Origin of the sequence: Streptomyces sp. NBC_01433, assembly GCF_026340105.1 — a bacterium.
GTDB lineage: Bacteria > Actinomycetota > Actinomycetes > Streptomycetales > Streptomycetaceae > Streptomyces.
This window is the reverse complement of the sequence record NZ_JAPEPM010000006.1, coordinates 58,251-70,845: the sequence shown is the minus strand read 5'-3', so window position 1 is coordinate 70,845 and position 12,595 is coordinate 58,251. Positions and strand designations below refer to the sequence as shown.

Sequence of the window (12,595 nt, the reverse complement as noted above, 5' to 3'; positions counted from 1 at the left end):
GGCCCGCCGCCCCGCCTGCGGCCTCCCCCCCCACCCACACCCAAAGGAAAGGTCAACATGACCCCCCTGAAGCACATCGGACGCCTCGCGGCGGCCGGCGCCGTCGGTGCCGCCCTGCTCGCCACCAGCGTGGCCATCGCCCCGGCCGCCCAGGCCGCGGACTCCAGCACCGGAAAGATCTCCTGCTCCGCCGCGAAGGTCCGCAAGAACCCCACGAAGAACTCCACCGCCAACGGCATCGCATACCGCGGCGACAAGATCGTCTACGACCAGTTCGCGTACCGGAAGAGCGAAAAGGCCTGGTACACGCGCGGAACGGTCACGCGCAAGAGCGACGGCGCCAAGATTCGCGGCTTCGTGCCCTATGGCTGCGCCAACCCCTACGGCACCAACCCGGCCCCCACGCCGCCCATCCCGAAGTAGGCCCCGGCCGCCCGCGGGCGTGCGACACCTGCGCTTCCCAGCGCACACCGCACGCCCGCACCCGGTCCACACCCTCACCCTCACCGAACAGGAGTCCCACCCCATGCGCATCACCCGCACCGTTGCAGCCTCTGCGGTCGCCGCGACCGTCGCCCTCGGCGGGGCTCTTTCCCTGGCCGCGCCGGCCCAGGCTGCGCCGACCACCCAGTGCAAGACCAGCACCAAGAGCTTCAACCTTCCCGGGAAGCCCGACGTGACGGTCAGCCTCAACATCTGCAGCAAGTACACGGGCACCAGCGGCGGTTACCGCCACTACAAGGCCTGGCTCAACAAGGCCTCCTGGAACGGAACCTCCTGGTTCACGGGCGGCACCCGGTTCAACGGCTTCTCGATCCTCATGTACGCGAACAGCGGCTCGACCTCGAAGAAGAACTGCAGCTACGGCATCTGCGAGCAGCGCGAGATCAGCTCGGAGATCAACAACTCCGAGAGCGGCTCCAGGACCTACCCGACCGGAGCCAGCGGCTACGGCGAGGTCTACGTGACGACCAAGCAGAGGAACTGGAGCGCGGACGCCATCGCCTACTACGACATCACCGACGACGGGAAGAACGGCTACTCCTGGAATCTGGCCAACACCGCCGCGGTGTCCTGACCGCACCGCACAGGCCCGTCCGGTGCCGGGGTGCCGTCCCACCCCGGCACCGGGCTCCTCCCGCCAAGACCGATTGAAGGCCTCTCATGAACCGCACCCGGCAGACCGTCGTCGCCACGCTGATAGCCGGATCCGCCCTCCTCGGCGTGGCCGCCTGCTCCGACAGCGACGGCAACGACACCACCGCAGCCGCGAAGGCCAGCCCCGCCAGCGCCACCTCCAGCAACGCCGCCGCACCGGCCGCATCCACGGCCGAGAACTCTCCGCAGGCCGCCGACGGGCCGGCCGTCGCCCAGCTCAAGGGCGGCAACGGCATCGGCGGACAGGTACACAGCGTCCAGCGCAAAGACGGCATGGTCATGGTGAAGTTCGAAGTCACCAACCGCAGCGACGAGAACTACCTCACCGTCGACTGGCGCGACGGAACCGAGGTGTACACCCTGGCCGGCTCCTCGATCGTCGACCGTGCGCACAAGAAGCGCTACATGGCGCTGGTCGACACGAACGGCCGCTGCCTGTGCAGCGAGCACACTGCCTCTATCGACAAGGGGCAGACCCGGCAGCTCTACGCACAGTTCGAGGCACCGTCCAACGACGTGAAGCAGGTGGATCTCGCTCTGGGCACCCTGAGCGTCGTCACCGTGCCCATCCAGGAGGGCTGACCGGTGCGCTCCCGAACTGCCGTATTCGCAGCGCTGCCCGCCGTCCTCCTCATGTCGTCCGCGCACGCGCACGCGGACGACCGGAAGAACACCGCGGACATCCCGGCCCGCCACTACGACATCGTCTCGCGCGTCGAGAGCCTGGACGGCGCCGAGCGAACCGTGGACCAGGACAAGCGGGTCACCTACGGACTGCAGTCGAAAGTCCTCTTCGCCAAGGACAGCGCCCAGCTCTCCGAGCAGGCCCAGAGCCGCCTGGGCGACATCGCCTCGAAGATCGCCACATCAGGGACCGCCCAGCCGGTCCTGGTCAACGGCTACACCGATGACCTCGGCAGCGCCGAGCACGGGCTGACCCTGTCCCGCAAGCGTGCGGAAGCGGTCCTCCAGGTCCTGGCCAAGGACCCACGCCTGGCGACGATCCGCTTCAAGGCCGCCGGGTACGGCGAAAAGCAGCCGATCGCCGACAACAAGGACGAGAGCGGACGCGTCAAAAACCGGCGCGTAGAGATCGTCGTCACCCGCAGCTGACCAGCCCTCCCCCCCCCCGAGCCACCGGCGCCGACACCGAGTGGCCGCGCGCCCGCCGTCCTCGACACACGCAACGGACCTCGCCATGCCTCTTCCCCTGGAAACACCAGGACCAGCAGCGCACGCCCTCGACCGGATCTTCCACACGGCCCGGTCAGGGCAGCGTGCCGCACTCGCGGTGTACTACCCGGTCGGCTTCCCCGACTTCGAGCAGAGCCTGCACACCCTGCAGGCCCTCGCCCAGTACGCCGACGTCGTCGAGGTCGGGCTGCCGTTCAGCGACCCGATGATGGACGGTCCCACGATCGCGCAGGCCACCCGCCAGGCGCTGACGTCCGGATTCCGGCTGGCGCACCTGTTCACCGCCATCCGTGAGATCCGCGCCAGCTCCCGTGCCGCCGTACTCGTCATGACGTACTGGCAGCCCGTCGCCCACCGCGGCGCGACACGCTTCGCGGCCGAACTGGCCGAAGCCGGCGCCGCGGGAGCGATCATCCCCGACCTCCCCCTCGAAGAAGCCGGCCCCTGGCTCACCGCCGCCCGCCACCACGGCCTCCATACCGTGCCCGTGGTCGCACCCAACGCGAGCGATGAACGCCTTGCCCGAATCTGCACCACCGCGGGCGGCATGATCTATGCCCCGGCCGTCGCCGGCGTCACCGGCCATACGGGTCCTCTCGCCTCGGGCCTTCCCGCCTTCGTCGCCCGGCTGCGCGCCCTCACCGGCCTACCCATCAGCGTGGGCATCGGGGTGTCGAGCGCCGCACAGGCCCACCAGGCCGCCCAGTACGCCGACGGCATCATCGTCGGCTCCGCCCTGATCCGCCACATCCAGAACGCCCCAGGACCCCGCGGGACCCGCGCCGCCCTCGCCCTGGCCCGCGACCTCGCACACGGCGTGCACCGCCTGCCCGCCGCCGCATAGCCCCCGAACCCGTACACCACACAAAGGAGCTCACCGGCGTGCCAACCGCGACCGCACCGAGCCTGCCTCTGGACAAAGAGGTCAGCTCGCCCGCCCCCGGCGCTGCAGCAGGAAGACTGCGCCGCATGGGCCAGGGGCTCGCCCTGCCGATCGCCGCCATGCCCGCAGCCGGTCTCCTGCTGCGCCTGGGCCAGGACGACTTGCTCGGCCGGTTCGACTCCTGGCACCGAGTGGCGGCGATGCTCTCGGCAGCGGGCGGAGCGGTTCCTGGCGATTGCTCCGCTGGCCCACAAGAAGGAGAGCCTGGTGAAGAACTCGGCCCTGCAGATAACCCCCGGCGACTCCGAATCGCTCTACAACAAGACCCCCCGTGCGGTCGTGGTCACCAGCTTCCAGGGCGAGGCCGTCGTCCACCTTCCCCTCCAGGGCAAGCCGGAGATCCTCGACTACCGCTACTCCCTGGTCGATTCCCGGTGACCGTACCCAACTCACCACGATCAAGGGAGACTGCGGTGCCCCTGGCCCTCTCGCTCACCACCGACATCCACGAGACGATCATCGTTCTCCCGGGCGGCGGGATCCACGCCCAGGGCCTGCTGCACGAAGGCCCCGAGCCGGCGGAGAGCCTCATCGAGGATGTATGCAGCCCGCTGCGCACCGCGGCCGCCCAGCAGAGCAGGACCATCCGTCTGAGCATCGGTCATCCCGACGGCCACGTCGAGCAGCACCAGATCGCAGCCGACGGCACGATCCAACCCGCCCATCGTCCGGAGCCGACCGCCAACACCACCGATCCGATCTGGGCCCAGGGCATTCCGGAGGGCACCGATCTCCTGGACACCGTTCGCGCAGCCCATCGGGCCGGACAATGGCGCGCGGCACAGCAAGCCGCCTACCGTGCCACTCAACACCTCGCCGCCCAGTACGGACGCGACCACCCGTACGCGGGCATGGGCGTCGAGCTGCAGGCGTACTTCGCCCTGATGGCCCAGGACCACGCGGCCGCGGCCACCCTCTACACCGAGTCCGCCGTGGCGATCCACCGGCTCGGCGGCCCTCCCTCGCAGAGCCGCCACTGCCTCGCGAGTGCCGTCTCTGCCTGGCTCCACTCCGATCGCGACACCCGTCCCGGCGGCACGGGCTTCGCCCTCGCCCATGCCCTGATCCGCATCACCCCCCGCGACGATGCAGCCCTTGCCGCCCTGCTGCGCCGGCTCTCCAGGGAGCGGTCGTGATGACCGTCTCCGCGCCGCTGCCGCTTGGCTCCCACGCCCCGCGCTACCGGAACGTCACCGGCGGCGGTGGGGTCCGCACGGGACGACCGCGACGCCCCGATCCGCTCACACCGCCGGACACGCTGACGCCACGCTTCACACACGCCGCCGCGCAGCTCCCCCGGATGACTCAGCACGCTCCGAGACCGAGCGCCACTCCCTTCACCGAGCCCGCCGCCGACCTGGTCATCGAGCCGGTCACAGCGTGGCCGACACGCAACAGCAGCTGGCTCAACAGCCCCTTCCGCGTCCCGATGGACCACCTCGCGTGACTACGTCTGCACACATCACACCTTTTCCGGCCCCGACTTCCTCCCGGGAGGACTCCCCATGACCGCTCCAGCCGCGCAGCCCAGCCCCTTCGACCCCGCGTATGCCGGTCAGGATGGGGTTCAAGCGCCCGCCCATCACCCCGGCTGGCAGCCGGCCGTGCCGGCCTGCCGTCTCTGCGGCGCGCAGCCGGCCGCTGCTGTCGCCGTCCGGGCGCACCAGGGACTGCTCCTGATGATGCGATTCCACAAGATCGACGGTCCGTTCTGCCGGTCCTGTGGCACCGCTGTCGTGCGTGAGCTGACGACCAAGACGCTATGGCAGGGATGGTGGTCCCCGTTCTCTCTGGTCTTCTTCAGCCCGTTCACCCTGGTCTGGAACCTTCTCGCCAGCCGCAAGCTCGCTGCCCTGCCGGCACCTGGGCCGCCCGCGCTGGGAGCCGCCCGCGTTCAGGAGGGGAAGCCCGTCCACCGGCGGCCGATGGCGTACGTCGCGATCGTTCCCCTGATCTGGGCGGTGTGGTTCATCACCGGCATGATCACCCACGCGTGAACGCCCGAGCGCGCAGGCCGTACGCATCCTGCCCCTGCTCGAGAACCAGGGACAGAAGCAGGGGCGAGGTGCGGGGCGGTGCCAATTTCGTAGAGAGCGCACGCAAGCGCCAGTGAAGGCGTGGAGGACAGGACAGTGAAGAAGAAGGCGGCGCCCATACCCGGCACGGCGGCGGTGCCCGTCACTGACCCGGGCCTTCCCGAGAGGGCGCAGAAGTTGCTCCACGAGGCGCAGAGGCATCCGTTCCGCTACGCAGGCGGCGAAAGGAGCCCTTTGCGAGCAGCAGTGCCCCAGTTGGTCCGCGGCGCCATTCTGATGGCAGCGGTCGCCCTGATGTGGTGGATCACCGGCAGAGGCCAGGCGCAACCCGACGAAGTACGGGGGGTCTCCGATGTCTTCGACCAGGCCGTGCAGGACCTCTTCGAGACGCTGCACAGCGGGATCGAGGGGGTCTGGTCATTCGGTGCTACCGGAGTGGCCCTGATCGGCGGCATCACGGCGATGGAAACGGCCGGCCGCAACGCGACGTTGCGGGAACTGGCCGAGGCCAGAACGAGGTACGTCCAGCCTTCGGAGCTGGTGGAAGAGGCCCGCACGCTCCTCGCCCGTGCTCAGCAGGCGAAGAAGACCGTCTTCGCCTCCTCCGTCCACCGCTGCGACCTGATTGATCGCCAGCGCAACGAGGCAGCTCTCCCGCGTCAGGAGTGGGAGATCGCCGAGGCGCTCCTTGAATACAGCCGTCTGATGAAGGCGGAACCCGATGATCCCCGGAGCAGCAGGGTCACCGCCGCCCTGCAGCTGCGCCGGAGGTCTCTCAAGACCAGCCTGGACGGAATCGAACGGCGGGTCCTGGCCCTGGAGGCGTACGCCGACGAAGTCTCCAAGGCCGACGATCGCTATCAGGAACTGCAGCAAATACAGCAGCTCACCAAGGGCAGCGAGGACGTACTTGAACTGCTGGCCCGAACCGCACGCGACGATCTCGCCGTGGCGGAGATGGAAGAGATGAACACCGAGGCCGTCGCCGTTGCTGCCACCTTCACCGCCGCCCTGGAATCCGCCAGGGAAGCCGCCGTCATTGCCCTGCCCGTTCCCCCCAAGGCTGCCTGAATCGGGCTGCGCTGATCGTGGTTGCCCACGGCGGAATTGGGGGGGGTGGGCTCGCAGCGAAGCGTGTCGTTGGCCCGGGGGCGGAACAGCTTGCAGGTTCAGCGTCTGGCGCTCATGGCGTGTTCACGCGGTGGGGTCGAAACCCTCAGCTTCATCGACGAGGCACTCCCCGGGAGCCAGCCCCTCGTACGCCATCTGTACGGCGTCCCGGTGACGGTCGACCAGGTATTCGCACGCCCACCAGCCGCCGGCGCACCCGTTGAGCAGGATGTTGATGGCTTCCTGGTCTCCGTCGCCGACGGTGTGCGACTCCTCGATCTCGAGAGTGTCGGCGTCCCAGCGGCCAATCAAGAGCACGGACATGGAATGTTCCTTTCTTCGATGGGGCCAGGCGGCTGGTGACGGCCCGGCCCCACATGCGGCGTGGTCAGAGGCCGACGGAGCGGAGGTACGCGTCGATCCGGGCCGCCTGCTGGGCATCGAGCTCGGCGTCGCTGTCGGCCGGGACGTCCGAGAGCCAGCCGCTGACGGCATCGGCGTCCTCGCCGTAGCACTCGTTCACAACGGCATCGAACGAGGCCTCGGGGTCATCCAGAAGTGTCAGGACGGCGTTCACCGCCAGGTTGTCGATGTCGTCCGCGTGCTGCTCGCGGATCGTCCGGGCGGCGTTGTCGACACCCGCGTTCACGGCGGCCGAGACCTGTGCGCGGCTGTAGTGCATGCCCGCGTACAGGTCCGACGTGTCCTCGACGTCTTCGCCCCTGTCGTCGGCAGCCTGCGCGGCCGCGATCTCAACGTGCCGGGCGTACACATCCGCCCACCGCGCTCCGGTGCTGTCGAGGTAGGTCAGGGCGGCGGCCGTGGCCCAGGTGAAGCGCTCGGCGGTGACGGGGCGGCCCGACTCGTCTGCGGCCATCTCCATCCCCGCTTCGAGTGCGGCGACGATGTCGGGGTGGGTGAAGGTGCTCGTTATGACTGCGGTGCTCACGGTGTTCCTTGATTCGAGTGTCGCGGTGGTGCGTTGTGCCAGGGCCGGCCTGGCATCGTCCGGCCCGGTGCGCGGTCCGGTCCTGCGGCACGCTGGGGCTGTGTGGCTCAGACGAACGTGGGCAGCGCGGAAAGCATGAGGTCGATACCGACCCCGCAGACTCCGGCCCTGACCGGCGTCGTCGGTCCGGTCGGGCCGTTGATGTCGTGGGGCATCACCCAGCCCTGGAGCGGGCCGCCGTCTGCGTCCGAGAACCGGACGAGGCCGTCTTCGTCGGCCTCGACGGTATGGGGGAAGGTCGCGACGATTCGGCGGGCCGCGCCGCCGCAGCCGCGCGGCGGGCGGGACCGGACATGGCCCGGGCCCGGATGCGGAGGGAGGAACGGGGCGAGGAAGCGCTCCAGTGCCCCCAGACCTCCGCTGAAGCTCACCGAGCCGGTGGCCGACGTGCCACGCAGAACGAAGCGCACGGACGCATCGCCGCACTGCCAGGACAGGCCGGTGGCCTCGTCAGCCTGGTCGAACCGCACGGCAGATGTGCCGAGTTCGCGGAGCAGAGCGTCGATCTCGGAGAGGTGCTGGCGTCGGTGCTGCCGTTGCTGAGGGGGCGACAGGCGGATGATGTGGCGGTCGATGCACGGCAGCAGCGAACGCAGCGCTGCTCCGGCGACCGTTGTAGGGGCGCTGCCTGCGACGGCGAGCGAGGTATCGGAGGCGGGCGCCGCAGCGGTCAGCGTCGTGTTGCCACTCTCAGTCAGGAGGATGAGGAAGCGGCGCTGGCCGTTGGCCAGGCGGGCGGCCGGGTAGTCCGGGTGGTCTTGGCGGGCGGCCGTGCGGACGGTCCATTCGTCTTGGTGGCGCTTGGGGAGCAGTGCGGCGACCTCGGCGGCGAGCGAGGTGGAGGCGAGGGGGCTGGTGTCCATGAATCTTCCTTGGTGAGGGACGACCGGAGAGTAGCGAGAGGGCGGCGGGACCAGGACGAGGGATAGGAGGGCAGCCGGGTCGCGGGGGAGATCCAGGAGGACGGTGGTGTCGCCCTGGTCCGCCCGCTCGACCCAGCCGGACGTTGCGATCTCCTCTGCCGCTGCGCGGAGGTCTTCGGCGGTAACGCCGGTGCAGTGGTTGACGCGCTCACAGGTCGGGGAACGGGGTGCCGAGCCCCGGCCTGCGGGCGCACCAGCTGTCAGGCCGACAGGGATGCGAAGGCGGCCTCGGCCTCCTGGACGGCGGTGAGGCGTGCCTGGGCTGCCGATTCCTGTCGGCGGAGTTCGACGACCGCGTCGACGGGAGCCTGGCGCAATTGGTCCACGCGGCTCTTCCCGGCGGCCAGGCGCAGCGCGTCCACATTGCTGTGATCGCGGTAGGCGATGGCGAGCGCCCGGATGGCGGTGCTGATCCATGCGGCGGTGCTCGCGGGTACGGACCGGTCGGGGGCGTCCGCCCGCTGGATGCCGGGGATTGCCGCTGGGAGGGCCGGGGTGAGCGACTGGGTGTCGGTGCAGTTCCAGGAGCCGCGCAAACGGATTCCGTTGACGACCGGCTCGTTCTCCCGGCCCGCACCGACAGGGAGTGGGGTGGTTCCGAGCTGCACGCCTACGCCGCTGGGGAGGGCGTCACGGCTGTACCGGTCGGGGCCGACCGTGAAGTCTCCGCGCACGCGGCCACCGCCCGTCACGGTGTAGGTGATCGTTCCGTCGAGCGCGTTGAGCCGGGGGAGGGCCGTCATGATGCCTGTCGTGCCATCGGCGGGATCGAGGTAGTCGATGTGGACCACGCGCGGCAGTGTGGGAAGCCGGGGTGCGTCGGCCTGGGCAACCGCCTCCAGCTGCTGGAGAAGGGTCCAGTGCGGTGCGATCTGGGCACGGATGGCGTCCAGTTCGCGCTCTGCGGCCTCGCGTGCTGCCTGGGCCGGGATGTCAGGCTGCTGCTGGGCGTGACGTACGGCGGCCCGGATGAGCCCCTCACGGTTCGGCCGGGTGGCCCAGTGGGTGACGACGGCGTGCACGACCTCGGCCAGGTATCGGTGCGTGCTGCGCGGGACGGTGCCCAGCGTTCCGTCCGAGCGGACCCACTGGCCGCGCGCAAAGAGCTGGTCGGGCAGAGCGTCGACCGCGAGCGGGCCGCATTCGCCGCGTACCCGGGTCCGGCGAATCCTGGGCTCGTCTATCCGCTCGGGCTGCGGCTGTGCGGGGTGGTCGCCGTAGACCACCCGGACGTGACAGGCGTCGGATCCGGGGACCGTCTCGGGGACGACGATGAAGCTGCCGCGAACTTCGTCACCGGCGAGCTGATAGCGGGCCTGGCCGGTGAACCGGTCGAACGTCCCGACGGCGGGAACGGCGGCGTCGCGGATGGGGAGCTGGAGCTCGGTGGGGGAGTGGAAGGACAAGGGAGTCTCCTGGATCAGCGTTCGTCCCTCGGGGTGGGGCGGGCCGTTGCAGCGCCCGTGCATTACCGCCCCGAGTGATTCCAACTATACCGAAGTAAAGACAATTAAGCAATTGGATTCTGAGTGTTTCGGTACGGCCCGTATAGTGAGGGCTACCGACGCGGGGTGGAGCAGCTCGGTAGCTCGCTGGGCTCATAACCCAGAGGTCGCAGGTTCAAATCCTGTCCCCGCTACTCATCACTTTGGCCCCGGCGTCCGCGCCGGGGCCAAAGTCGTTCCGGGCCGAAAAAGTCACGCCGTCGATGTCACACGGGCACCCGATTCGACACCTCTATGCGTAAGCGAGCACCCGCTCGGGCCGCTCGGAGCCATGGAGATGCCGTGACCGTCTGCTTCACCACCTACAACCTGCTCGATTTCACCGGCCGTGACGACCGCACCGACCACCTCCGCCAGGCGGTCGCCGAAGCCCGGCCTGACGTGCTCGCGGTCCAGGAGATCGTCGCGGACACGGCCGCCGGCGCGGCTCGTCTGCTGCACCAACTCGCCGACTCCCTCGGCCTGCTGTGCGCGGTCGACGCCCGGGGAACCACCGCCCTCGCCTCGGGTCAGCACCGCTACCACGTGGGGCTCCTCTGGCGTCCGGGCATCACCCCGGTCCCCGGCGCCTGGCGGGCGTTCCAGGGCGGCGACTTCCACCACGCCCTGGCTCGCCTGCAGCTCGACATCGGAGCCCACGAGCCGGTCACATTCGCCAGCTATCACGCAGATCCGTTCCGGCCCGCGCGACGGTTCGACGAGGCCCACCGCGTCGTCGCCGCCCTGACCCGCCCGCCCGGGCCTGCCGCGATCGGCGGCGACTTCAACAGCATCTCCGCCGACCCCACAGCACACGGCGACTACTACGATCCCGACCCCTATGCACATCAGGAGTGGTACGACGATCTGCTCTACCAGGTCGAGTGGAACGACGAACCCGACGCACCGCACCACGCCGACCGGCGCGCCGCACAGGCCCTGCGCCGAGGCGGACTTCTGGACGCGGCAGCGGAGTTCGACGCCCCGTGGCAGCCCACCACCGGTCACTGGCCTGTCGCAGACCCCTTCGGGCCACGCCGCATCGACATGGTCCGCACGACCCGCCACCTGGTGCCCGCGCTGGCCGGCTACCGGGTGCTGCGCACTCCCGCAGCTCTGAACGCATCCGACCACCTGCCGGTCAGCGTCGACCTGGAGCCCGCTCTGATTCACGACGCGTCGGCCGCGGCCGCCACCCGCTCCCGACGGCCCGCACCCGCCGCCAGAAGCTACGGCCCGACAACAAATTCCGTGGGCCCGCACGCGCGCATCGCAGGACCGCTGATCCAGACGGGCAGCATCGGCGACATCCGCCTGCCATGAACACCACCCACTCGCACCGGACTTGACCTGGAGCCGCCATGAAGACCGTCCCCTCGTTGCCCTACTCCACCTCCACCGTCCACCGCCCTTTCGAGCCTCTTGACTCCGGCGCCGTAGACCAGCTGCGTCAGGCCGTTCAGACCCTTCTCGCGGAGGCCGCAACCTTCGACGTCAACAGCCCGATATCCGCCCTGACCCGTTGGCGTGCAACTGCTCTGGTCATCATCCAGTCCCTCTGCACACCCGGTGACATTGCGTGGCAGGTACTGCGCCTCGAAGCACCGTGGTCCCTGACAGACACAGCCGAAGCCGGAGTGCGTGAGCGGGAGCTCGCCGAAGGATGGTCGATCACCTACGGCGTGCTGGAGGGCCTGCTCCCTCTGCTGCCCTCCATGAGCGAAGCGGACTTTGGCCCGGAACTCCCCGAGCCTCGGGGGTTGCTCCCCGTCGGCGAGAGTGATCAGAGCGTCGACTGGGCCAGGGTTTCCTTCCCCGGGCCGCCGGGCAGTGTCGGTCTCACGCTGCTGGGGGCCCCGCAGGTCAGCGGTGCGCGAGGACAGGTCGAATCCAACCGCGCCTCGCGGCTGACCGAGTACGCGATCTGGCTCTACCTCAACCCCGGCACCGACCGCCACGCCATGGACGCTGCGCTGTGGCCGGAGAACACGACGCGGGCCGACAGCCGAAATACAGCCATGAGCCGGCTGCGGGCCTGGCTCGGCGTTGCCCATTTCCCGAAATGGACTCAGGAAACCGGGTACATCCTTGCTCCCTCGGTCACCAGCGACTGGAATCAGTTCTGCAACCTCGCAGACTTCGGCGAGAACAACGACACGCCGACGGGCACGCGATGCCTGCGCGCCGCCCTGCAGCTCGTCGAAGGACCGCCCTTCGCCGATGCCGTCCGCCCGGACTGGTACGCATGGGCAACCCCGTACGTCCAGGAGATGACCGAAGCCATCGTGAGCGCCGCGCGCGAGCTGGCTCACCGGTATCTCAAGGACGGCGACCTGGCGGGTGCCCGGTGGGCCATCAAGCGTGGCTACCAGGCTCTGCCCGGCGGGCTGCAGCAGTTCCGGACCGCGGCCGACGGCGTCACGGACCCCTATTCTGAGGCCGACGGGCTGCGACATCTGGCCGACCAGCTGAAGCACACACCCGCTCCTGTCCCGCAGGCGCACCAGCAATCCCTGCTCGGCTGAGTGCGCCGGCCGCGGAAGCCCACCGATGCCCGTCGCAACGGCCAGCTCCCGCGGGGCTCGGGTGGCTGGTAGCCCACGGGCGCGAGCAGCCCCGGTCGCCCCTCGCGCACCGTTCGCTGGCGGCGCGGCATGCGTTGTCAGTGGTGAATGTCAGGATTGACCGTCCGGTCGGGCCGCCGTACGGCGGCCCGACGATACGAGATACGGAGTTAC

At 69.6% G+C, this 12,595-nt stretch carries 16 protein-coding genes and 1 tRNA gene; 13 read left to right on the top strand and 4 right to left on the bottom strand.

Translation table 11 applies throughout. The annotated features are described in order from the left end of the window. Positions 1-57: 57 nt before the first annotated feature. From OG413_RS43850 to OG413_RS43805, 10 genes are all read left to right on the top strand, one after another. A complete protein-coding gene (locus OG413_RS43850) occupies positions 58-423 on the top strand; it encodes a hypothetical protein (protein WP_266815610.1) in 366 nt (121 codons plus the stop codon). 103 nt (positions 424-526) lie between these two features. After that, the gene (locus tag OG413_RS43845; RefSeq protein ID WP_266815609.1) at positions 527-1,078 is read left to right on the top strand and encodes a hypothetical protein; all 552 of its coding nucleotides are present in this window, start codon (positions 527-529) and stop codon (positions 1,076-1,078) included. 86 nt (positions 1,079-1,164) lie between these two features. Then, positions 1,165-1,740, top strand: a complete 576-nt coding sequence (locus OG413_RS43840) for a hypothetical protein (protein ID WP_266815608.1) — start codon at positions 1,165-1,167, stop codon at positions 1,738-1,740. A 3-nt stretch (positions 1,741-1,743) separates the two neighbouring features. Beyond that, positions 1,744-2,271 (top strand): OmpA family protein, encoded by a 528-nt coding sequence (locus tag OG413_RS43835; RefSeq protein WP_266815607.1) that lies wholly within the window; start codon positions 1,744-1,746, stop codon positions 2,269-2,271. A gap of 85 nt (positions 2,272-2,356) precedes the next feature. Continuing rightward, entirely contained in the window at positions 2,357-3,196 is an 840-nt protein-coding gene (trpA, locus tag OG413_RS43830) for a tryptophan synthase subunit alpha (protein WP_266815606.1), read from the top strand. A gap of 306 nt (positions 3,197-3,502) precedes the next feature. Beyond that, positions 3,503-3,673 (top strand): hypothetical protein, encoded by a 171-nt coding sequence (locus OG413_RS43825; RefSeq protein WP_266815605.1) that lies wholly within the window; start codon positions 3,503-3,505, stop codon positions 3,671-3,673. A 35-nt stretch (positions 3,674-3,708) separates the two neighbouring features. Beyond that, entirely contained in the window at positions 3,709-4,431 is a 723-nt protein-coding gene (locus OG413_RS43820) for a hypothetical protein (RefSeq protein WP_266815604.1), read from the top strand. Beyond that, the gene (locus OG413_RS43815; protein WP_266815603.1) at positions 4,431-4,742 is read left to right on the top strand and encodes a hypothetical protein; all 312 of its coding nucleotides are present in this window, start codon (positions 4,431-4,433) and stop codon (positions 4,740-4,742) included. Before OG413_RS43820 ends, OG413_RS43815 begins: the two co-directional genes overlap by 1 nt. Before the next feature lie 58 nt (positions 4,743-4,800). Next, the gene (locus tag OG413_RS43810; RefSeq protein ID WP_266815602.1) at positions 4,801-5,292 is read left to right on the top strand and encodes a hypothetical protein; all 492 of its coding nucleotides are present in this window, start codon (positions 4,801-4,803) and stop codon (positions 5,290-5,292) included. Positions 5,293-5,565: 273 nt separating this feature from the next. Then, positions 5,566-6,402 carry a hypothetical protein gene (locus OG413_RS43805; protein WP_266815601.1) on the top strand — a complete coding sequence of 279 codons (837 nt, stop codon included), beginning with the start codon at positions 5,566-5,568 and terminating at the stop codon, positions 6,400-6,402. Positions 6,403-6,525: 123 nt separating this feature from the next. Here OG413_RS43805 and OG413_RS43800 read toward each other — a convergent pair whose 3' ends face one another. The 4 genes from OG413_RS43800 to OG413_RS43785 form a co-directional block, all read right to left on the bottom strand. Further along, on the bottom strand, positions 6,526-6,765 hold the full coding sequence (locus tag OG413_RS43800) for a hypothetical protein (protein WP_266815600.1): 240 nt from the start codon (positions 6,763-6,765) through the stop codon (positions 6,526-6,528). Positions 6,766-6,829: 64 nt separating this feature from the next. Then, complete coding sequence (locus OG413_RS43795; protein WP_266815599.1) at positions 6,830-7,390, bottom strand: hypothetical protein; 561 nt, start codon at positions 7,388-7,390, stop codon at positions 6,830-6,832. A gap of 107 nt (positions 7,391-7,497) precedes the next feature. After that, entirely contained in the window at positions 7,498-8,313 is an 816-nt protein-coding gene (locus OG413_RS43790; RefSeq protein WP_266815598.1) for a hypothetical protein, read from the bottom strand. 260 nt (positions 8,314-8,573) lie between these two features. Continuing rightward, positions 8,574-9,779 (bottom strand): hypothetical protein, encoded by a 1,206-nt coding sequence (locus OG413_RS43785; RefSeq protein WP_266815597.1) that lies wholly within the window; start codon positions 9,777-9,779, stop codon positions 8,574-8,576. Between the two features lie 159 nt (positions 9,780-9,938). On the opposite strand from OG413_RS43785, the gene OG413_RS43780 reads away from it, so the two are divergent. The 3 genes from OG413_RS43780 (at position 9,939) to OG413_RS43770 (ending at position 12,382) form a co-directional block, all read left to right on the top strand. Further along, a tRNA-Met gene (locus OG413_RS43780) sits at positions 9,939-10,012 on the top strand. Positions 10,013-10,160: 148 nt separating this feature from the next. Beyond that, positions 10,161-11,180 carry an endonuclease/exonuclease/phosphatase family protein gene (locus OG413_RS43775; protein WP_266815596.1) on the top strand — a complete coding sequence of 340 codons (1,020 nt, stop codon included), beginning with the start codon at positions 10,161-10,163 and terminating at the stop codon, positions 11,178-11,180. Positions 11,181-11,218: 38 nt separating this feature from the next. Then, a complete protein-coding gene (locus OG413_RS43770) occupies positions 11,219-12,382 on the top strand; it encodes a bacterial transcriptional activator domain-containing protein (RefSeq protein WP_266815595.1) in 1,164 nt (387 codons plus the stop codon). The last annotated feature ends 213 nt before the right edge of the window (positions 12,383-12,595 follow it).